At 51.4% G+C, this 20,476-nt stretch carries 16 protein-coding genes; 14 read left to right on the forward strand and 2 right to left on the reverse strand.

Going from position 1 to position 20,476, the window contains the following annotated elements:
* Positions 1 to 84 precede the first annotated feature (84 nt).
* The 7 genes from M1L66_RS02605 (at position 85) to M1L66_RS02635 (ending at position 6,977) form a co-directional block, all read left to right on the forward strand.
* On the forward strand, positions 85 to 1,176 hold the full coding sequence (locus M1L66_RS02605; protein WP_434690624.1) for an SIS domain-containing protein: 1,092 nt from the start codon (positions 85 to 87) through the stop codon (positions 1,174 to 1,176).
* Between the two features lie 107 nt (positions 1,177 to 1,283).
* Positions 1,284 to 1,703: a PTS sugar transporter subunit IIA gene (locus tag M1L66_RS02610; RefSeq protein ID WP_117633281.1), complete on the forward strand. Its 420-nt coding sequence runs from the start codon at positions 1,284 to 1,286 to the stop codon at positions 1,701 to 1,703.
* 138 nt (positions 1,704 to 1,841) lie between these two features.
* The gene (locus M1L66_RS02615) at positions 1,842 to 2,321 is read left to right on the forward strand and encodes a PTS sugar transporter subunit IIB (RefSeq protein ID WP_002602005.1); all 480 of its coding nucleotides are present in this window, start codon (positions 1,842 to 1,844) and stop codon (positions 2,319 to 2,321) included.
* An 18-nt stretch (positions 2,322 to 2,339) separates the two neighbouring features.
* The gene (locus M1L66_RS02620; protein WP_434690627.1) at positions 2,340 to 3,128 is read left to right on the forward strand and encodes a PTS mannose/fructose/sorbose/N-acetylgalactosamine transporter subunit IIC; all 789 of its coding nucleotides are present in this window, start codon (positions 2,340 to 2,342) and stop codon (positions 3,126 to 3,128) included.
* Complete coding sequence (locus M1L66_RS02625) at positions 3,121 to 3,936, forward strand: PTS system mannose/fructose/sorbose family transporter subunit IID (protein WP_187023635.1); 816 nt, start codon at positions 3,121 to 3,123, stop codon at positions 3,934 to 3,936. The genes M1L66_RS02620 and M1L66_RS02625 overlap by 8 nt, the downstream gene beginning before the upstream one ends.
* A 30-nt stretch (positions 3,937 to 3,966) precedes the next feature.
* On the forward strand, positions 3,967 to 5,901 hold the full coding sequence (locus M1L66_RS02630) for a BglG family transcription antiterminator (protein ID WP_434690630.1): 1,935 nt from the start codon (positions 3,967 to 3,969) through the stop codon (positions 5,899 to 5,901).
* A gap of 191 nt (positions 5,902 to 6,092) precedes the next feature.
* Positions 6,093 to 6,977 (forward strand): DMT family transporter, encoded by an 885-nt coding sequence (locus M1L66_RS02635; RefSeq protein WP_434690632.1) that lies wholly within the window; start codon positions 6,093 to 6,095, stop codon positions 6,975 to 6,977.
* A gap of 20 nt (positions 6,978 to 6,997) precedes the next feature.
* Here M1L66_RS02635 and M1L66_RS02640 read toward each other — a convergent pair whose 3' ends face one another.
* A complete protein-coding gene (locus tag M1L66_RS02640; protein WP_434690634.1) occupies positions 6,998 to 7,726 on the reverse strand; it encodes a gamma-glutamyl-gamma-aminobutyrate hydrolase family protein in 729 nt (242 codons plus the stop codon).
* A gap of 110 nt (positions 7,727 to 7,836) precedes the next feature.
* On the reverse strand, positions 7,837 to 9,330 hold the full coding sequence (locus M1L66_RS02645; RefSeq protein WP_187023639.1) for a sulfatase-like hydrolase/transferase: 1,494 nt from the start codon (positions 9,328 to 9,330) through the stop codon (positions 7,837 to 7,839).
* A 317-nt stretch (positions 9,331 to 9,647) separates the two neighbouring features.
* On the opposite strand from M1L66_RS02645, the gene M1L66_RS02650 reads away from it, so the two are divergent.
* The 7 genes from M1L66_RS02650 to M1L66_RS02680 all read left to right on the forward strand — a co-directional run bounded on the left by M1L66_RS02650 (position 9,648) and on the right by M1L66_RS02680 (position 20,468).
* The gene (locus M1L66_RS02650; protein WP_110323174.1) at positions 9,648 to 10,592 is read left to right on the forward strand and encodes an ABC transporter permease; all 945 of its coding nucleotides are present in this window, start codon (positions 9,648 to 9,650) and stop codon (positions 10,590 to 10,592) included.
* Between the two features lie 50 nt (positions 10,593 to 10,642).
* A complete protein-coding gene (locus M1L66_RS02655) occupies positions 10,643 to 11,572 on the forward strand; it encodes a carbohydrate ABC transporter permease (protein WP_187023640.1) in 930 nt (309 codons plus the stop codon).
* Between the two features lie 80 nt (positions 11,573 to 11,652).
* Positions 11,653 to 13,179 (forward strand): ABC transporter substrate-binding protein, encoded by a 1,527-nt coding sequence (locus tag M1L66_RS02660; protein ID WP_187023641.1) that lies wholly within the window; start codon positions 11,653 to 11,655, stop codon positions 13,177 to 13,179.
* Between the two features lie 129 nt (positions 13,180 to 13,308).
* Complete coding sequence (locus M1L66_RS02665; RefSeq protein WP_434690639.1) at positions 13,309 to 15,069, forward strand: sensor histidine kinase; 1,761 nt, start codon at positions 13,309 to 13,311, stop codon at positions 15,067 to 15,069.
* A 5-nt stretch (positions 15,070 to 15,074) separates the two neighbouring features.
* The gene (locus M1L66_RS02670; protein ID WP_187023643.1) at positions 15,075 to 15,842 is read left to right on the forward strand and encodes a response regulator transcription factor; all 768 of its coding nucleotides are present in this window, start codon (positions 15,075 to 15,077) and stop codon (positions 15,840 to 15,842) included.
* A 3-nt stretch (positions 15,843 to 15,845) separates the two neighbouring features.
* Positions 15,846 to 18,983 carry a glycoside hydrolase family 38 C-terminal domain-containing protein gene (locus tag M1L66_RS02675; RefSeq protein ID WP_434690643.1) on the forward strand — a complete coding sequence of 1,046 codons (3,138 nt, stop codon included), beginning with the start codon at positions 15,846 to 15,848 and terminating at the stop codon, positions 18,981 to 18,983.
* A gap of 3 nt (positions 18,984 to 18,986) precedes the next feature.
* The gene (locus M1L66_RS02680) at positions 18,987 to 20,468 is read left to right on the forward strand and encodes a sulfatase (protein ID WP_434690646.1); all 1,482 of its coding nucleotides are present in this window, start codon (positions 18,987 to 18,989) and stop codon (positions 20,466 to 20,468) included.
* Positions 20,469 to 20,476 lie beyond the last annotated feature (8 nt).

The raw sequence follows: 20,476 nt of genomic DNA on the forward strand, positions 1-20,476 counted from the left end.
TTTGCACTTTATATAGTGCAAAAATACAATTTGAAAACTTTTTTATAAAGGACTATACTGTGACTTGTCAGGGAGGTGCAGGATATGACAACTGTATTAGATTGTATTGAAAGGATTCCAAAATGTCTGAAGGGAATCAGGGACAGTTATCCAGAACGCGCGAAAAATATTGCGGATTATCTGTCTGAGAGCGGGATCAAAAAGGTTCGCCGCCTCGTGTTTATCGCCAGCGGGTCCTCTTACAACAGTGCCCACACAGCGAAGCTGTTTATTAAAAATCAGTGCGGAATAGAGACGGATTTCAAGTATCCGAATTTATTTGTAAATTATGAAGCCGTTACGGAACTGAGCCGGGAGGCAGGTGATACGGATTCGACGGTATATGTGGTAATTTCCCAGGGAGGGGAGACAAAGCTTGTTTACCAGGCCCTGGAGAAGATTAAAAATGCGGACAGGCCGTGTATGGCGATCACCGCGGATGCAAAAGCGTCCATCGCAAAGATGGCCGGTTTCCACCTGGATATGGGATGCGGACAGGAGGAATTTATGTACCGCACCATCGGATTTTCCACCTCAGCCGCCGTCTGCTGGTTGCTGGGACTTGCGGCAGGCGTCTATAATGGAGAGGTGACGGCGGAAGCAGAAGCGGGATATTTAAAGGACTTTGATGCGATGATCCAGAATCTGCCGGCTGTGGAAGCGGCGACGGAAACGTGGTATCAGGCCAATAAATTCTCACTGTTAAGAAGAAACAAAATGATGCTGGCCGGAACCGGAGACCTGTATCCAATCGTCAATGAAGGGGATATTAAGGTTATGGAGATGGTTCCCATGATGACAAGAAGCTTCGAGTTGGAAGAATTTATCCATGGCCCTCAGAACTCTTTTGATGACACCACTCTCTTCCTTATCTTATATCACCGGGGAGAGGACGACGAGAAGGCAAAGGCAATCGCCCGCTTCATCAAGGAGCAGATCGGTTTCTGCGCCCTGGTAGGAGAAGAACCCATGGAAGAACGGGACTTATCCATCAGCCCGGCCAGCCGCTGGTTCTTCGGTCTGGAGTACGTGACCGTGTTCCAGGTGCTTGCTTACCGGATGGCGGATGACCGCGGAAGAGACTTGCACAGAGGCGTCAACGCGGTAGTCAGCCAGTATATCACAAAAACTTTATAAGTCACTGCACTAAGCTCGTGAAAGACCTCGCTAAGTGCCAGTGACATGTATCGCACGTAAGCGCCTAAAATACAGGCGCTAAGTGCTCATAACGAGGAGGAAAAGAAATGAAACGAATGCTCATCGCGGCTCACGCAAGATTTGCGGATGGCCTGGAAAGCGCGCTGTCCCTGATTATGGGGAAGCGGGAAGACATCACCTGTATTAACGCATTTGTCACGGAAACACCTCTGGAAAAACAGATAGACGACTATGCGGAATCTCTCGGAGAGGGAGATCAGGTTCTGGTAATCACTGATGCATTTTTTGGTAGCGTGAACCAGAAAATTATGGGAAAACGGCTGAAGAACAGCCTGATTGTCACTGGGGCGAATCTGCCGCTGGTATTGGAACTTGTAACTCTGCTGGACGGGGACAGCCCCATTACGGCGGATCAGCTGAAGAATACAGTGGCGCTGGCCAGAGAACAGCTTATGGTTGTGGAGATGGAAGAAGCCGCTGATTCATCAGATGACTTTGATTTCTAAATAGACGCCACTCCACTAGGTTCGAAAAGACCTCACCATGCCCGATAAAGCGGGGCACGCTGAGTGGAGATGACATGTATCGCACGTAGGCGGACAAAATACGTCCGCCAAATGCTCATAACAAGGGAGATATCCGATATGATAGTAAAATTAAGAATTGATGACAGACTTCTGCACGGCCAGGTAGCCTACAGCTGGAAATCGGCGCTCAGCTATAACGCCATTGTAATCGCCAGCGACGCGGCCGCGGCAGACGAGTTTCGGAAGGGCGTTATCAAGATGTGCTGCCCGGAAGGTGTGAAGCTGGCCACCAGAAGCGTGGAGGAAGCGGCGAAGCTGATCAATAACCCGAAACTGAAGGACATGAAAGTATTTGCAATCTGCGGTAGTCCGGCCGATGCCAACGGCCTTTTAAAGAAGCTGGAGGAGAAGCCAGTCGTCAACTTAGGCGGAATTCAGATGGCGGACGGTAAGAAACTGTTTTCCAAGGCCGTTTATGTGGATGAGGAGGACTTAAGGAACTTAGATGAGATAGCTTCTGCGGGATATACCATCGAGGTTCAGGAAGTACCGTCCACGGCAATGGCAAAGTATGCGGACTTACGTAAGAAATTTTAAAAAGGGGGAAATGAAATTATGCAGGCAGCAATTTTAGTTGGACTCGCAATGGCAGTATTGTGGTTCCTGGAAAAATTAGGCGGTACACCTATGGTGATCCGGCCGATCGTGGTCTCACCGGTGATCGGTGCACTGCTGGGAGACTTACAGACCGGTGTCATGGTCGGAGCCACTCTGGAACTGGTATTTATGGGCGCTATTCAGATCGGAGCCGCGGTTCCGCCGGATGTATTAGTCGGCGCGGGACTTGGAACGGCGTTTGCGATCCAGTCCGGACAGGGAGCCGATATCGCTCTGGCTCTGGCACTTCCTATCGCGATTCTGGCCCAGTCATTAAAGGTTATCGTGTTCATTATCCGAAGCTGGTTTATGGATCTCGCCATGAAGTTAGCGGAGGCGGGAGACATCAAAAAGTTGTACGCATTAAACATCGGCGGTCTTCTGCTTCAGTGTTTCATGTATTTCGCAGTAGGTTTTGTGGCACTGCTCTTCGGTTCACCGGCGGTTGAGGCGTTTGTAAACAATATTCCGCAGGTAATCTTAAATGGTCTCTCCGTAGCGGGCGGACTCCTTCCGGCAGTCGGTTTCGCACTTCTCCTTCTTCCGATGATGGAGAAACGCAATGCAATTTACTTCGTATTTGGTTTCATTCTGATATCCTATTTGAATCTGCCGATTATGGCGGTTACCATCATGGGCGTCGTGCTGGCCTTTGTGATCTGCTATGAAAAGGGCGTGTCTGGAAATGGGACAGCAGCGGCTGCAGCCGTAAGTTCAGAGGAAGAGGAGGATTTGTTCGATGAGTAAGCAAAAAATGTCTGCCGAAGACAAAAAAATGGTAAATGGCCTGTTCTGGAATTCATTCCTGCTGGAGGCCTCCTACAACTACGAAAGGCAGCAGGCCCTGGGCTTCTCCGTGGGTATGTGGCCGGCGATTAAACGTTTCTATAAGACAAAAGAGGGACAGGCGGAAGCCTTAAAGCGCCACATGGCGATCTTTAATACCACACCTCATATGGTATCCGTAATCAGCGGCGTTACAGCAGCCATGGAGAAGGAAGCCAGTGAGAACAAGGACTTTGACAAGGATATCATCAATAACGTAAAGGTAGGACTCATGGGCCCGTTAGCCGGAATCGGCGATTCCTTCTTCTGGGGCACACTGAGAATCATCGCCGCAGGTATCGGTTTATCTCTGGCACAGCAGGGAAGCGTTCTGGGTGCGGTTCTGTTCTTAATCATTTTCAACGTTCCGCATCTCCTGATCCGCTACTACGGCACAGTGCTGGGCTATCAGTTCGGCGCAGGCTTAATGAGCAACTCGAAGAGCGCAGGCATCTTAAAGATGATTTCCAAGGGCGCGTCAATCGTTGGCCTTATGGTAATCGGCGCCATGAGTGCCTCCATGGTTGCGATGAAAACCCCGCTTACCTTTACCATCGGGGAGACGGCGTTTGAGCTTCAGGGATACTTAGATCAGATTTTCCCATTGCTGCTTCCGTTGCTTTACACCCTGGCGATGTTTGGCCTCTTGAAAAAAGGCTGCAAATCAACTACAATCTTATTGATTACAATCGCAGTAGGTGTGATAGGTTCTCTTCTTCACATCCTTTAATCCTGGCGAACCCGGAAAGGTCAGAAGCTCATGGTTGAGGCAAGAACCAGATATGTCATCATAATAAAAACGATGTTAGGCAGGAAAACGTACGTAACCTCGGCTGCTCTCGCAGAAGCAGCCGGGGTTTCTGTGCGCACGGTAAAGTACGACTTAAAGGAGCTTCAGAGCTTCTTAAAGGAGTACGGCGTGGAGATCGAATCGAAACGGTCCTACGGCTACCGCCTGCTGGTGGGAGACGGCTCCGACATGGATGGGCTGTCGAAGGCGCTCCGGGCCAATCTGCGGAAAAATAAGGGCGAAGTGTTCCGGTATAATTTTCAGAGAGTCATCTATATCATCAACAAGCTGCTGATCGGAAAGCCGTACTATAAGGCGGAGGAGCTGATGGACACGTTTTACATCAGCCGTTCGACCCTTACCCAGGACTTGAACCGCGCCCGCACCCTTCTTGCCAAGTTCCGTCTGGAGATCGACGTGAATCTGCGGCGGGGAATCGGTGTCGCCGGTGATGAACTGGATAAACGCCTCTGTATTGCGGAATATTTCTTCCGGTACGATGACAAGCTTCAGGTTATGGTTCAGCGGCGGGCGGATGGCGGAAAGTATGACTGGGATGCCCAGAGAGAGACACTGGTCCGGATCGTCTGGGAGGCGTGCCGGGCCAATAAGATCAGGCTGTCACCGTTTCTGGCCGTGGATCTGGCCAGTCATATGTATGTCAGTGTGCTGCGCATGAGGGCCGGATGCGGCATCGGGGAGCTGTCTTGCGGTACCATGACGATGAATTATGTGAGGGAGCGGTACGCGGCAGGGGAGGTCGCGGACCAGCTGGAAGAACTCTATTCCATATCGATTTCTGAGAAAGAGCGGGAGTATTTTGCTCTCCATATCCTGAGTAAGAAAATGCCGGACAGCGGTCCTGTAGGCTCCGAGGAACACGCCACATTAAAGCAGTGCGTGGCGGAAATTCTGCGGGAGGTGAAGGACAATTTTGAACTGGATTTTACCGATGATCCTGTGTTCCTGGATTTTTTATATACCAGCATTGAGCCCATGGTCTTAAGGCTCAGAACGCATCTGATCGTCAGAAATCCACTTCTGTTTGAGAATCTGCGCCGCTATCTGTTTGCCACCAAGGTGGCTCACTCTGCCAGCGGTATCATAGAAAAGCTGTTTGGAGTGCAGATGGACAATAATGAGTTCGCGTATCTGGTGCCGGCGTTTAACATGATTATCAGCACCCATGAGAAGCGAAGGAGGTTTAAGATCGGCTTCTGTGGGGACTTAGGGCTCTCGGAGGCGCTGATCTATTATAACGAGCTTTCGGAAAGCCTCCCGAAGGACGGCTATGAGTTGATATGGATAGATAAATACCACAATAACGGCTATTTGAACCAGCTTCAGTATCTGATCTATGTGAGCGACTACCGGCTGCCGGGGAATCTGCCGTATTATGAGATACAGGACGGCGATTCCACCAGCGAGGTCTGCAGTGCGATCGCGGAATATAAGCTGGAGCAGGTACAGATCGAGCAGTATTTAAAACCGGAATTCGGCATGTTCGGACTGGAGGGGCGGAACCGGGATGAGGTCATGGAGAACCTGTACCGTTGTCTGGCTGGGCGCGGCCTGATCGCCACGGAGCTGGACTGGAAGAATGCTTTCCGGGCCAACGAGGTGGGCAACGGGATCGCCCATATCCAGGATCTGGGGAGAATCTTAAAGAACGCGGGCTGTTACGTCTGCATCTTAAAAACGCCTATTCTGTGGGAACAGGATATTATAAAAGTGCTGGTGATGATTAAGACGAAGCGGGACGGAGACAAGAATTTGTCGCTGCTCTGCCGTATTGTCTCCAACTGGGCCTCATCGCCGGAAAAAGTGGAACATTTTTTAAAGACACAGAGCTATGAGGTGTTCTGCGGCGACATTACGGAAGAATGTCTGAAGCTCTGCTTCTAGAAAACTTACAGAATTACTAAGAATTGTGGTTCCTCATGAGGTTGAGAGAGATTTCGGCAGAACGAAAACCCCGAAATCTCAGCTAAAGTTATTGACGAAAGCAGCTTTTAAAAATTCTGTAAGTTTACAAGTTTATCCTGCCGTCTGAATGGTTGCGATCAGACGGCTCTGCACCGGAAAGGAAAAAAACTATGATGAAGAACCAGGTATATAAAGGAATTATATTTACGGCAGCCTCTGCCGTTATATTCGGATTTACGCCCATTCTGGCCAGGATTTCTTATGACGGCGGGGCCAACGGGATCACGATGACGTTTCTGCGCTGTCTGCTGTCCCTGCCGATCCTGTTCCTGATCTTAAAAATAAAGGGCATCCCGCTTAAAGTGGAACCTGCCTGGAGAATGCCGGTGGCTGTCTGCGGCGTCTTCGGGGCATTCGCAACGACGGTGACGCTCTATATGTCATACTCATACATACCGGTGGGAATGGCCACCACGCTTCATTTTATCTATCCCGTACTGGTTACCGCGGGCTGCGTCCTCATCTTCCGGGAGGGGATCACGATAAAAAAGGTGCTGGCTCTGCTCTGCGGAGCGGCCGGCACCGTGTTGTTTCTGGAAAATTTTTCTGCGGCCACGGGAAGCGGCACCGGAATCTTTCTGGCGCTGCTTTCAGGACTGTTTTACAGCATTCATATGGTAGTTATGGACAAGTCGGGGATCAAGAACATGCACTATTTTAAGCTGTCGTTCTACTTATGCCTGTTCGGCGCCGCCTTATCGGGAATCTACGGAGGCGTGACAGGCCAGCTGGCGCTTCACTTAACCGGCCAGGCGTGGCTGTTTGCATTCCTGGTCTCCATCTGTGCCTCCGTGGGAGCGATCAGCTTATTCCAGCTGGGAATCCGGTATACGGGCGCCTCTACGGCAGCCATACTGTCCACACTGGAGCCGATCACCAGCGTGATCCTTGGAGTGCTGGTCCTCGGCGAACTGTTCACCGCGAGAAAGATCGCGGGATGTCTGTGTATCCTGCTCAGCGTGGTGCTGATCGCAGCCGCTGGGAAGATGCGCTAAGTTCCGGTACTGCAGCACGGTTAATTACGCAATGCAGTACCAGCCGCCGCCTTGATAAACTCGGAAAAGAGTCTGGCGGCGGCTTCATTTTTCTCCCATAGATACTCCGGATGCCACTGGACGCCGATGAAGAACGGGTAATCCGGCATCTCCACTGCCTCCACCAGTTGGTCGGAGGAACGGGCCGAGGCGACGAGGCTGGGGGCAACATCCCTGACTGCCTGGTGATGCATGCTGTTGACGGACAGTGTCTCCGCTTCCGCGATCCTGGCCAGACGGCTGTCGGGCTGCAAGGTCACGGTGTGGGAGGGGAGCGCGTAGGCGAAGGGCTGGGTGTGGGCCAACGGAAAATCACTCTTTACCTGGCTGGGAATATCCTGCCAGATGGTGCCGCCCAGGCCGATGTTTAAAAGCTGTATCCCGCGGCAGATGCCGAGAACAGGCTTGCCGGTCTCCATCACCAGGGGGAGGAGAGCCAGTTCCATCTGATCCCTCTCGGCGGAAACACTGCCGCAGCGGTCTAAAGTTTCTTCTCCGAACAGGAAGGGGTGGACGTCGGGGCCTCCGGTGAAGAGAAAGCCGTCCAGCGTGTCCACAAGCTGCCTTAAGTCGTCCTCAGACGAAGTCAGCGGAAGTACGACAGGAATGGCGCCGGCGGCCGTCAGAGCCTTTATGTAGGTGGGGCGCATCTGTATGTCGTTGTTGTCTGTGTTGTGGGAGGGCGTAAGACCAATCAATGGTTTTTTCATGAATCATACCTCGTTTCATTCATTGCATTTTTAATCTTCTTTACATTATATGTGATTTTATTTCCGGTTGCAATGGAAAACTGGTGTCACCGCTCCTGCTCAGTACCTGTTCAATGAAACGTATCTACCGTATAATCATGGTAATGGAATCCCAGCCACCGTCCGGGCATGTCTCCGGGAAAACGGGGGGCGGGAATGGATATAAAAGTATCGGAATTGTCTGTGCCGCTTCCCGGTTTTAATACCTGGGGAGCGGTTTTCTTTACGTGGCTGATTAATAAGCTCCACAACCGCTCTCTGACTTCCCTGTATTTGGGATCGTCCGCCAGATTATGGCGTTCCATGGGATCCTTTTCTAAATCAAACAGCAGCATACTGCTGCCAATTCTCGTATAGATCAGCTTATTCCGGTCTTCCATCACACAGAAATTCGTATGAAGGCTGTCTCCATAGAATCTCTTTTCTTTCTGTCCCCTTCCACTGAGAAATGGCAGCAGGTTTTCTCCGCTTCCATCCTCCGGAGGTGTGAGTCCGGCCATAGCCAGTATGGTAGGAAATACATCGGCCAGCGTGATGACGCCAGCCACCTGGTTGTTATGGGGGATGCCGCGCCCGGCTGGAGGAACAAGGATGAACGGCACATGGGCGGAGCCCTCAAAAAAGAGGTTCTTCTGGGACATGTAATGGTCGCCCAGCATCTCTCCGTGGTCGGAGGTAAAGAGAATCCAGGTATTTTCAAAGAGACCGTGTTCTCTCAACGCACCGAACAGCCGGCCAAGCTGGTAATCCACCTGGGTGATGCAGGCATAGTATGCCCTGCGGCTGGCCGCAATCTGTTCGGGACCGAAGAGATGCATATCCGTATTTTCATAGGAACCGGCCAGAAAGCCCTGGGGAGTGCCTTCGAGGGAGTGGGACCAGTCTCCGTATACCGGTTCCGGCATGGAAATCTGCTGGTACAGTTCCCAGAAATCACGGCAGGGATCGAACGGTGGATGCGGCTTTGTGAAGCTGGTCCACAGAAAGAACGGGCGCAGGGGATCTCTGGTCTCGATAAAATCAATGGCTTCATCCCCGATCCAGGAGGTCATGCTGTCCCTGACCTCCACCGTGGAAATCACAGGCTCCATGAGGCATTCACCTATGCCGTGGACCTTGGGCCTTACCCGGTCGCCTCTTTTGTCACAGGCGCGCATGTAGTCCAGCGGCAGGGTCATATGCTCGAAGCCGTAGCAGGCCCTGGCCGGCTCAAAATGCATCTTTCCTTTTGCACATGTCTGATAACCGGCGTCCGTAAGCATGGCGGGAAGCGTCAGCCGCTTTGCTGTCCGCGCTTCCATAAATGCTCTGTGGTCCGCGTTGGATACAACGCCGCTTTCGTATCCCTCGATGCCCGTCATGATGGTGGTTCTGGAGGGGACACAGATCGGGCATGAGGCGTAACAGCCGGTAAAACTGGTCCCCATGGCTGCCATATAATTTAAGTGCGGTGTGAAGATACTCTGGTTTCCCCAGGCGTTAATGGTATCGAAACGCTGCTGGTCCGTGGTGATCAGCAGAATATTGTCTTTCATTTTTTGCTGTATTTCTTGCTGTACATTCATAATGGGTTCTTCCTCTCTCTTTGGGTACCGCGTCGGTTTCATTTCTGAGTTCAGTATAAAAAATACGGAGAAGGTTGTCTATCTCATAAACGTTAGATATACCTGCAAAAAAGTGAGATAAAAAACTGTGACAGAGAGGAATTAGAAGGAAAGCGATTGTGCATAATGCACAAAAACAAAACAATAAAATTTCGGATATACCTAACATTTACAGGATACTATATAAGAAATCATAGATAGAAAAGTAAAAATGCATAGATTATAATATTTTTTAGATATGAAAAAGAACAATGAAAAAGAAAAAGGAGGCATATTTTATGGCAGATTTGAAAAAGAAGCCGGGGAAAAAGCGGAAGTGGAACAGGGATGACACGGAATTGACCATACTGGCATTTCCAACCGCGGTCTGGTACCTGCTCTTCTCGTTTTTGCCCATGTTTGGTATTATTATTGCGTTTAAAAAGTATACCATCAACGGGGGATTTCTACACAGCATTCTTACCAGCGCGTGGTGCGGACTGGACAACTTCAAGTTCCTGTTTTCGTCCGGCGATATCTGGATGATACTCAGAAACACCATTCTCTATAATATCACCTTCATTATCTTAAACATTGTGGTTCCTGTAACCATGGCGCTTTTAATCGGGCAGATTCACAACCAGCGCATGGCGAAGGTATTTCAGACGGCCATGTTTCTGCCGTATTTCTTGTCATGGGTGGTGGTAACCGCTCTGGTATGGGCCTTCTTAAGCTTTGACAAAGGGATGTTAAACAATCTGATGGAAGGCCTCGGCCAGGATCCCAAACAATGGTACATGGTTCCCAAGCTGTGGCCGGGCTTTTTAATATTTATGTATCTCTGGAAAAATCTGGGCTACAGTATGGTCGTGTATCTGGCTACCATTACCGGAATTGACAAGACGTATTACGAGGCCGCCTGTATTGACGGGGCCAGCGTATGGCAGCAGATGAAATGGGTGACGCTTCCGCTCATGCGGACTGTCATTATCATGATGTTCATCATGGCGGTGGGCCGTATCTTTTATTCGGATTTCGGCCTGTTCTATCAGGTGCCCAGAGACTCCAATTCCCTGTACAATGTAACGTATACACTGGATGTCTTTGTATACAAACAGCTCATGTCATCGACCACGGGAATGGCCTCGGCGGCCGCATTCGTCCAGTCCGTTGCCGGATGCATCACCATTCTTCTGGCCAATGCCGTAGTGCGCAAGGTTGACCGGGAGAGCGCCATGATCTAAAACGTGTCTGAAAAACTACTATCACTCATTTATTAGACAGGAGGAAGAATATGTCCAAAAAAAATAAGGAAGCGGCAGACGTGCAGAGCTTCAACAGGATATCCACGAGGGCTAATATTTTGTTAAATATCATGTTTCTGATTCTGGCCCTGATTTGTGTAATACCGGCGGTGCTGGTGGTCTCAATCTCCTTCTCCGCGGAGCAGTCTATCACCGATTACGGCTACCGGCTGATTCCTAAGATCATTTCGCTGGATGGCTATGGCTATCTGCTGAAGCAGGGTGCCCTGATCATCAGGGCGTTGGGAGTATCCCTGTTTGTTACTATCGTGGGAACCGCCCTGGGAACGCTTCTCACCACCTTGATGGGATACGTGTTATCCAGGCCGGACTACAAGCTGAACGGATTTCTCACCATGCTGGTCTTCATTCCCATGGTATTTAACGGAGGTCTGGTCTCTACATACTTTATTGTCTCCCAGTTCCTGCATTTAAAGAATACTCTGTGGGCGCTGATTCTGCCTCTGTCGGTATCTTCCTTTAATGTCGTCATATGCAGGACGTTCTTTAAGACAACCATACCGGAGGAACTGATCGAATCGGCCAAGATGGATGGGGCCACCCAGTTTAAGATTTTCTTTCAGATTGTGCTTCCAATCTCCCTGCCGGTTATCGCAACCATTGGGCTGTTCCTGTGCTTCGCCTACTGGAATGACTGGTATCAGTCCATGCTGTACATCGACAACCAGCGTCTCTACTCCCTGCAGGCGCTTTTAAATGCCATCATGACCAATATCAACATGCTGGCGCAGAACGCCGCAACCATGGGCGCGAGTATGGCGGATATGGTTGCAAATATGCCAAAGGAAGCGGCCCGTATGGCGATTGTGGTCATTATTGTACTGCCAATCGCATGTGCATACCCGTTTTTCCAGAAATACTTTATCTCCGGACTGACGGTCGGAGCCGTCAAAGGGTGATCACGCCCGTATTTTAATAACTGCTTATCAGTCGGGTTTCCCGTTGATAATAGAATAATCAGGAAAGAAGAGGATTGTTTATGAAGAAAACAGATGTATGGAAAAAAGCGGCTGCGGCCGGTTTGGCCGCTCTGCTGGCCGTCGGCACCATAACCGGATGCGCGGCTAAGACAGATACGAAAGAGACGGGGACTCCCGCGGGAGACACGGAGGAAAAAGATGGTGCGTCTGCGAAGGATACGGCTGCGGCCGATCCAGCCGGGGGCGACATTCCGACTCTGGTATATTGGACCGTGGGGGGAACCACGCCCAGTGATTTTGATCAGGATATTGCCGCGATTAACGAGTATCTGGAGGAGAAGATCCATGTAAAGCTGGATTTGAAGGTGGCCGGATGGGGCGATTACGAGAAGAAGATGAACACCATCATCAACTCGGGTGAGTATTTTGACATGATGTTTGTAAACAATACGAATTACAGCCGTTTTGTGAAAATGGGTGCGTTCGAAGATATATCCGACAAGCTCCAGTCGGTGGCGCCGGAGCTTTATGAAATGATTCCGGAGCAGCTCTGGAAGGGCGTGACCATTGGAGGAAAGGTTTATTCCGTTCCCACCTATAAGGATTCCTCCATGGCACAGTTCTGGTATTTTGATGATCAGTACGTGCAGAAGTACAACATTGATCTGGATCAGATCAAGACGATGCAGGACTTAGATAAGCCGTTCCGCGATATGAAGGAGGGAGAGGGCAAGGGCTTCTATCCGCTTCAGATGTCACAGGGAAGCCCCTTTAATGGATTCTTTAACGAATATGACGGCCTGACCTCCGGCCTGCAGCCTCTCGGCGTAAAGGTAGATGACCAGACAAGAACCGTGATCTGTACTCTGGACCAGCCGGATATCATGGAGAATTTAAAGCTGCTTCATCAATGGTATATGGATGGCATCATCAATCCGGATGCGAATGTTCTGACCGAGCCGCAGAAGAAGCTTCCATTTTCTTCCGCACAGGGCTGGCCCAGTGCGGTTGCCACATGGCAGGTATTAAACGGTGTGGAGAAGTATGATGCGTTTAAGGTATTCGGCCCGCTCTATTCTACCGATACCATCCAGGGCTCCATGAACGCCGTTTCCATAAACTCCAAATATAAGGATGAGTGCCTGAAATTCCTGCAGCTCGTGAATACCGACTCCAAATTACGCGATATGCTGGCATATGGTGTGCCGGATAAAACCTTCAAATATGTGGGCGACGGCGTAATTGAGAAGCAGACGGATACATGGCCGCTTGCCGCCTATACGCAGGGAACCTTCTTCAACATGTCCATTACGGAGGATGCGGACCCGGATCAATGGGATCAGGTAAAGAAACAGAACGAGGAAGCGGTTTCCTCTTCCTGCTTAGGTTTCTCCCTCGATCTGACCAATATCCAGAATGAGATGTCCAACTGTCTGACCGTATGGCAGAAGTACAAATACGACTTGTTAACCGGCGCTTCCGACCCGGAGACAGCGGTTCCGGCCGTGATCCAGGAATTAAAGGCCGCAGGGTTTGATACGATCATCCAGGAGGCACAGAAGCAGATCAACGAGTTTTACAACTGATAAGTAAATGCAGAACAAAATATAGAACAGACCGGATGCGGCTAATGGCATCTGCTTGTGAATCGAAGAAAACGACTGTATAATTAATAATTGGCAGAAAAGAAAACGAACGGACAGAGGGAAAAGCTTATGAAAAAGACATCAGGTTCATTCTTGAAAATCAGTGTATACAGAAGGCGTTTTACAGGCACGGTCTGTTCTATTATTTTTATATCCCTGTTTTGCCTGATTTTCGCGCTCTGCTTTTTTACAACCATATGGGCGGATAACCGGTGGCAGGAGGTACAATCCAGTTTTATGACCCTGGAGCAGCAGAAAAGAGACAGGTCGGAACAGTTAGAAAATTATGTGAACGGCATTTATGCAAAGCCGAGTCTGATGGAGGATACAAAGACTCTGTTTGAGAGCACCAGCGAGCAGGATTATACGAGACTCAGGGAGGAGAACAGCGCGCGTTCCAACACGCAGATCGCCTGGCTGCCCGGTGACATGCGGAAGCTGTTTGTCAACAGCCAGCTGAAAGTAAACGCGGTTACGGTCCGGTCGCCGGAGGGATTAAAAATCATATGGCTGGATAATCTCTCCGGGAATATGAGGGTAACGTATGGATTGAGAGGGGAATGGCAGCTGATCGACAGGACGGACAGGGATACGGTGCTGGAATCCTTTGAAGTGAGGAGTCCGGATTCCGTCATGAAGAGTCTCGGAACACTGACATTTTACGGCTCATCGAAGGATATTTACAAGGGAAGCAGCCAGGCGTATGACTGGGCCCTGATCAAGGGAAAGATGATATCCTATGAAAATGTAAAGGGAGAACGGGAACGGGAGTGGATTCTGACGGCTTCCGAAAAGGAGGCGTTTCAGGGCTGGTTTCTATGGAAAGGAAGGCTTCCGGTTTTCCATTTTGAATTCGTCAACTCATCCGGGGACAGTGAGTACATTTCGGCAGTGGACATCGTCTCTCTCTGGCGGGCGAACGGGGCGGGAGCCGCGACGCTGGCCGTGACCGTCCTTGTGCTGGCAGCCGGTGCTGTCGTGGTTGCCTTTTTCAATCTACAGAGCGAGGCCCGGTTTCTCTCCCATATCATGGATATGCTCAAGACCATGGAACACGGTTCTTTTGTAGAGGTGGGAACCATGGTCATGAAGCGGGGTGGCCACTACAATGAATACACGCTGATTGCCGACGCGTTGTCGGAGGTGAGCGTCAAACTGGACGGATATATCCGTAAGGAGTATTTGCTGAAGCTGAAGCAGCAGGAGACGGCGATGAGGGCGCTGCGCCATCAGATTAATCCGCATTTCCTATATAATACCCTGGAAAGTATAAGGGCCAGAGCGCTGGTACTAAAGGACAGGGAGACGGCGGAGGCTATCGAGGGACTGGGAAGACTCTACCGGACTCTGATCCGCTGTCCGGAGGTGATTTCTCTGCAAAAGGAAGTGGAGGTCCTGGAGATGTATTTAAAGCTCATGTCCCTCCGCTTCGCGGATACCTTTGTGTACCGGGTGGATATTGAGGAGGAGGCAAAGGACGTGGATACCATCGCCTTCTGGCTTCAGCCTCTGGCGGAAAATTTCTTCAACCACGGTATGGACCAGGAGAGCGAATTTAATCTGTTGATGCTGGAGGCGGTTAAGAAAGAGGAGGGAATCCTGGTTACCATGTCGGATAACGGCCGGGGGATTTTGGAGGACCGCCTTTTGGAGATCAGGAAGAATATGGTGGAAGGCGGGGACGACCCCGGGGCGGATATCGGGCTGCGCAACGTCTATATGAGGCTCAGCTATTTCTATGGGGAAGCGTTCTCGATGAATATTGAAAATCAGGCGGCAGGCGGATTGAAAATCGATATTTTCCTTCCGGCGCTGCCGGGAAAGGAGTAGGCCGCATGTATACGATTCTGATTGTAGATGATGAGCCCAATGTACTGGAGGGCGTAAAGCGCCTTCTGGACTGGGAGAAATTAGGCGTGGGGCGGATCTGGACTGCAAAAACATCTCTGGAGGTCATGTCACACATCATAGACTGGAATCCGGATATTTGTCTGGTAGATGTCAGAATCGGCAATGACATGGGATATGAGCTGATCGAGTGCTTAAGCGGCCTTGGCATTCATTCGAATTACATCATGATGAGCGGATACGATGACTTTCACTATGTGAGGGAGGCCCTTCGCTGCGGAGCGCTGGATTACTTACTGAAGCCGGTGGGAGCAGAGGAGCTGGAAGCGTGTATCCGCAAGGTCATCATGGAACAGCTTCACGGCACGCTGCCGGAAGCGGAGCAGAAGAACGGTGATCCCATCCTGAAGATAGAATATGAGGCCATGTCGCCTCTGATCCATAAGATTGTCCTGATGGTGGCGGCTGAGTACGGCGGCCATATTTCGCTGAAGATCATAGCCGATAAGTTTCGCATGAATTCCACGTATCTGGGACAGATATTTATCAAGGAAACAGGAATGAAGTTTTCGGAATACCTGATGTGCTACCGGCTCTGTATGGCCAGGGAGCAGATCGTAAACAGTGATGAGAAGATCGCGGTGATCGCGGCCTCTGTGGGCTACACGAATATGAATTATTTTTACCAGCAATTCAACCAATATTACCATACCACCCCGTCCGAGATGAGAATACGGGGCTCAGAAAGGAATTGACATATGATTTTTGCAAGGGAGAGGGCGGAGGTAATCGCCAATAAACTAAAAAAATTAATGGTTGTCCGGAAATATCAGCTGTCCGACTGGAAGGTGAAGGAAGGCTTCTTTTTACGGCCGGAGGAGGCCGACCTGGCGGAGGAAGGCTGGGAACCGTTTGACAGCCGCCTGATGCACTGGTACGGGCCGGACCGCCATTACTGGTTCCGAACCGTATTTACGGTACCGGAAGAGTATGACGGGAAGGGCTTATGGCTTCGCATCCGTACCCAGATTGAGGAGTGGGATGACGCCAAGAATCCGCAGTTTCTCGTGTTCCTGAACGGAGAGGTGGTACAGGGCGCCGATATGAACCACAGGGAGGTCCTGCTTTCTCGTGCGGCGACGGCGGGAGAGACGGTGACGGTTGATTTGCAGGCGTATTCAGGCACCCTTCATCCGGAATTTCGTCTGATGGCGGATGTGGAGGAAGTGTCAGAACCGGTTAAGGATCTTTATTATGATATCCAGATGCCGTTATGGGCCATGGACCGGATGGATCAGGAGGGAAAGACGGCCATTGATATCCTGACTGTGTTAAATGACACGATCAGCCTTCTGGACTTACGGGACGTCTACTCCAACGATTTCTACCGTTCGGTGGAGGCGGCGCGGGCCTATATCGCAAAGGCGCTGTATGAGGACCTGGCGGGCGACGATACGGTGATTGCCACCTGCATCGGGCATACCCACATCGACGTGGCGTGGTGGTGGACAGTTGCCCAGTCCCGGGAGAAGGCGGCCCGCAGCTTCGCCACGGTATTGGAGCTGATGGACGAATATCCCGAATACCGGTTCATGTCGAGCCAGCCGGTCCTCTATACATTTGTGAAGGAACGGTACCCGGAGCTTTATGAGGAGATTAAGAGAAGGGCGGCAGAAGGCCGCTGGGAGCCGGAAGGCGGCATGTGGCTGGAGGCCGACTGCAACTTAACCAGCGGAGAGAGTCTGGTGCGCCAGTTTTTATACGGCAAACGGTTCTTTCAAGAGGAATTCGGCGTGGACAGCCGGGTGCTGTGGCTTCCGGATGTATTCGGTTATTCCGGCGCCCTGCCCCAGATCATGAAGAAATGCGGGATCGACTATTTTATGACGACGAAGCTCTCCTGGAACCAGTTTAACAAGGTGCCGGACGACACGCTTTTGTGGGAAGGAATCGACGGGACGAAGGTTTTGACCCATCTCATCTCGACCTTGGGAGTCGGGCAGAGCGTGGATCGCTTCTTTACCACCTATAACGGAATTCTGCATCCGGACGCGATTATGGGCGGCTGGCAGCGCTATCAGAATAAGGAGATGAACAATGACATTCTGATTGCTTTCGGCTACGGCGACGGAGGCGGCGGCCCAACCAGGGAGATGCTGGAGACGGGCAGGAGGATGGAAAAGGGAATCCGCGGCATACCAAAGGTGCGCCAGGAGAGTTCCCTCACTTACTTTACGGAGCTTTCCGAGCGGGTGAAGGACAGCAGGCGGCTCCACACGTGGACCGGAGAATTTTACTTTGAGTATCACAGGGGAACGTATACGTCCATGGCCAGGAATAAGCGGTCAAACAGAAAGAGCGAGCTGCTTCTCATGGACTTAGAGCTGTTGTCCGTACTGGCAGAGAAAAGGGGGGCGGCCTATCCGGCGGAGGATTTGGAGAGGCTGTGGAAAATGGTGCTGCTAAACCAGTTCCACGATATTCTCCCGGGATCATCAATTAAGGAAGTCTATGAGGTGACGAAGCGTGAGTATGAGCAGCTTGCGGAGGAAGGCGGCCGTCTGCTCAAAGAGCGGAAGGAAGCCGTGGCGGGTGTCGGAAACGGCGTGACCGTATTCAATACGCTGGGATTTACACGCAGCAGCCTGACGGTTCTTCCGGATGGGGTGACATCATTGACAGATAAAGGGGAGCCGCTTCCCAGCCAAGAGATCGGCGGCCTTCGGTATTCACTGACGGGGGAGATTCCCTCCAAGGGATATTCCGTGTATGGCGCGGTGCGGGAAGCGGACGGCGGTACGGCTGGTGAGGCGGCCGGGGGCGTCGTGGATACGCCGTTTTCCGTCTTAAAGACCGCGGATGGCTTCGTGATTACTACGCCGTTTGCAAAAGTGGATATGGCGGCGGATGGAAGCTTTACGAGTCTTCTTGACCTTTCGGAGGACCGTCAGGTATGGAAGGCGGGCGAGGCGGGGAACCGTCTGAGGATTTACGAGGATAAGCCGATTTATTATGATAACTGGGATATCGATGTGTTCTATACGGAGAAATACTGGGATTTGGATGAGCCGGCGTCGATTGCAGTTACGTCAGAGGGGCCGCTGTGTCTGCAGATCACAGTGAATCGAAGCTTCATGCATTCCCGCATGATACAGGACATCCGATTCTATGCCCACAGCCCCAGAATTGATTTTAACACCTGGGTGGACTGGAAGGAGCACCAGTACCTGTTAAAGGCTGGCTTCCCGGTAGATGTCCATACGGACGAGGCGGCGTTTGACATCCAGTTCGGCAACGTGGTGCGAAAGACCCATACCAATACGAGCTGGGACAGAGCCCGTTTTGAGAGCTGCGGCCATAAGTGGATGGACGTATCGGAGAGCGGATATGGGGTCAGTCTGTTAAATGACTGCAAGTACGGCCATTCTGTCCGTGAGGGCTGTATAGAGCTGACGCTGATCAAATCGGGCATCGAACCGAATCCTGACACGGACAACGAGGAGCACGTATTTACGTATTCGCTGTATCCTCATCAGGGAACGTGGAGGGAGGCGGATACCCAGAAGGAAGCTGCGGATTTAAACCAGCCGCTTTCGGCGGTAAACGGCGGAATGCCCGGGGAATCCTATGGATTTGCAGGTGTAAAGGGGGATTCCGTGGTCCTGGAGACCGTGAAGAAGAGCGAGGATGGAGACGGCATCATCCTGCGTCTCTACGAGAGCCGGAATAAAAGGGTGAACGCGAAAGTGAACCTTTCCTGTGCACCGGTGACAGTGACGGAATGCAACCTGCTGGAGGAACCTGTTGAAGAGGCAGGCGGCCTTATGATTGACGAGGATGGCTTTTCCTTTGTCATTAAGCCGTATGAGATTAAGACGTATAAGGTGGTGTTTTAAGCAATGAAAGTAATTCTGTTTGACATTGATACACTCAGGGCCGATCATATGGGCTGCTATGGCTACGGGAGGGATACTACGCCTGTTATGGATGGGATTGCGAAAGAAGGCGTGTGCTTTGACCGGTACTACTGTCCCAATGCCCCCTGCCTTCCCTCCAGAGCGTCGATGGTGACCGGGCTTTACGGAATACATAACGGCATTGTGGGACACGGTGGTACGGCGGCGGATTTACGGCTTCAGGGCGAGTCGCGGAGCTTTACGGATCTGGCGTCGGAGAATGGGCTTTTCATGCAGTTTAAGAGGGCCGGACTTCACACAGTCTCATTTTCCAGCTTTGCAGAGCGCCACTCGGCCTGGTGGTTTCTCTCCGGCCTGGATGAGTATTATAATCCGGGACTCCGGGGCGGGGAGTCGGCTGACATGGTCACACCGGCAATCCTTAATTGGTTAGAAAGGAACCGGGAGATGGAGGACTGGTTTCTTCACGTCCATTACTGGGATCCGCATACGCCGTACCGCACTCCGGAGGGGGTGAAGAGCAGATTTCAGGATGAGCCTCTTCCGGACGACTGGATTACGGATGAAATTTTTGAGGAACATCTGCGGCACATCGGCCCTCACGGCGCCAATGAAATCAATATGTGGAATGATGAGACTTTCAGCCGTTGGCCGAAGCATCCCGGCAGCTTGAAGACAAGGGGGGATGCGAAGCATTTTATTGACCTTTATGATGACAGTGTGCGGTTCACTGATGACAATATTGGACTGATCGTGGCGTGGCTTAAGGAGCACGGGCATTACGGAGACGATCTGGCCATTATCATTACCGCGGACCACGGAGAGGATTTGGGAGAATTCGGGGTCTATGGAGAACACGGCATGGCCGATGAGCCGGTATGCCATATTCCGCTAATCATCAAATGGCCGGGGGCCGAAGGCGGACGACGTATCAAGGGCTTTTATGACAATACGGATCTGCTCCCCACGGTGAAGGCGCTTTTAGGCACGGAGACTTTTGGGGACTACCGGTACGACGGCGTCTCCTTCAAGGAACCGCTGTTGGGCGGAAATGAGTGCGGGAGAACCGCGGCGGTGCTGACTCAGTGCGCCCACGTATGTCAGCGAAGCGTCCGGTTTGACCACTATATCTATATCCGCACCATCCACGGAGGATACCATCTCCTGCCGGAGGAGATGGTGTTTGATCTGGACTGCGATCCCCATCAGCTGCATAATCTGGCGGAAGAGCGTCCGGAGCTTTGCGGCCGCGGGGCACGGCTGCTTTTAGACTGGACGGAGCGGATGATGAAGCAGTCAGATTCAGACCGTGATCCCATGTGGACTGTGATGCGGGAAGGCGGGCCGGAGCACTGCAGAGGCCGCCTGGAAGCGTATGAAAAGCGGCTGGAGGAGACGGGGAGAGCGTACGGGATCCCGCTTCTTAAGGAACAGTACAGGGAAGCGTTTGAGGGACAGGAATAAGGGGAGAA

The sequence above is a fragment of the Hungatella sp. SB206 genome, assembly GCF_051132295.1.
Classification (GTDB): domain Bacteria; phylum Bacillota; class Clostridia; order Lachnospirales; family Lachnospiraceae; genus Hungatella; species Hungatella effluvii.

Bases quoted from the DNA above. Each gene is read 5' to 3' on its own strand.
- M1L66_RS02605 (WP_434690624.1), top strand. From the start codon at position 85: ATGACAACTGTATTAGATTGTATTGAAAGGATTCCAAAATGTCTGAAG.
- M1L66_RS02610 (WP_117633281.1), top strand. From the start codon at position 1,284: ATGAAACGAATGCTCATCGCGGCTCACGCAAGATTTGCGGATGGCCTG.
- M1L66_RS02615 (WP_002602005.1), top strand. From the start codon at position 1,842: ATGATAGTAAAATTAAGAATTGATGACAGACTTCTGCACGGCCAGGTA.
- M1L66_RS02620 (WP_434690627.1), top strand. From the start codon at position 2,340: ATGCAGGCAGCAATTTTAGTTGGACTCGCAATGGCAGTATTGTGGTTC.
- M1L66_RS02625 (WP_187023635.1), top strand. From the start codon at position 3,121: ATGAGTAAGCAAAAAATGTCTGCCGAAGACAAAAAAATGGTAAATGGC.
- M1L66_RS02630 (WP_434690630.1), top strand. From the start codon at position 3,967: ATGGTTGAGGCAAGAACCAGATATGTCATCATAATAAAAACGATGTTA.
- M1L66_RS02635 (WP_434690632.1), top strand. From the start codon at position 6,093: ATGATGAAGAACCAGGTATATAAAGGAATTATATTTACGGCAGCCTCT.
- M1L66_RS02640 (WP_434690634.1), bottom strand. From the start codon at position 7,726: ATGAAAAAACCATTGATTGGTCTTACGCCCTCCCACAACACAGACAAC.
- M1L66_RS02645 (WP_187023639.1), bottom strand. From the start codon at position 9,330: ATGAATGTACAGCAAGAAATACAGCAAAAAATGAAAGACAATATTCTG.
- M1L66_RS02650 (WP_110323174.1), top strand. From the start codon at position 9,648: ATGGCAGATTTGAAAAAGAAGCCGGGGAAAAAGCGGAAGTGGAACAGG.
- M1L66_RS02655 (WP_187023640.1), top strand. From the start codon at position 10,643: ATGTCCAAAAAAAATAAGGAAGCGGCAGACGTGCAGAGCTTCAACAGG.
- M1L66_RS02660 (WP_187023641.1), top strand. From the start codon at position 11,653: ATGAAGAAAACAGATGTATGGAAAAAAGCGGCTGCGGCCGGTTTGGCC.
- M1L66_RS02665 (WP_434690639.1), top strand. From the start codon at position 13,309: ATGAAAAAGACATCAGGTTCATTCTTGAAAATCAGTGTATACAGAAGG.
- M1L66_RS02670 (WP_187023643.1), top strand. From the start codon at position 15,075: ATGTATACGATTCTGATTGTAGATGATGAGCCCAATGTACTGGAGGGC.
- M1L66_RS02675 (WP_434690643.1), top strand. From the start codon at position 15,846: ATGATTTTTGCAAGGGAGAGGGCGGAGGTAATCGCCAATAAACTAAAA.
- M1L66_RS02680 (WP_434690646.1), top strand. From the start codon at position 18,987: ATGAAAGTAATTCTGTTTGACATTGATACACTCAGGGCCGATCATATG.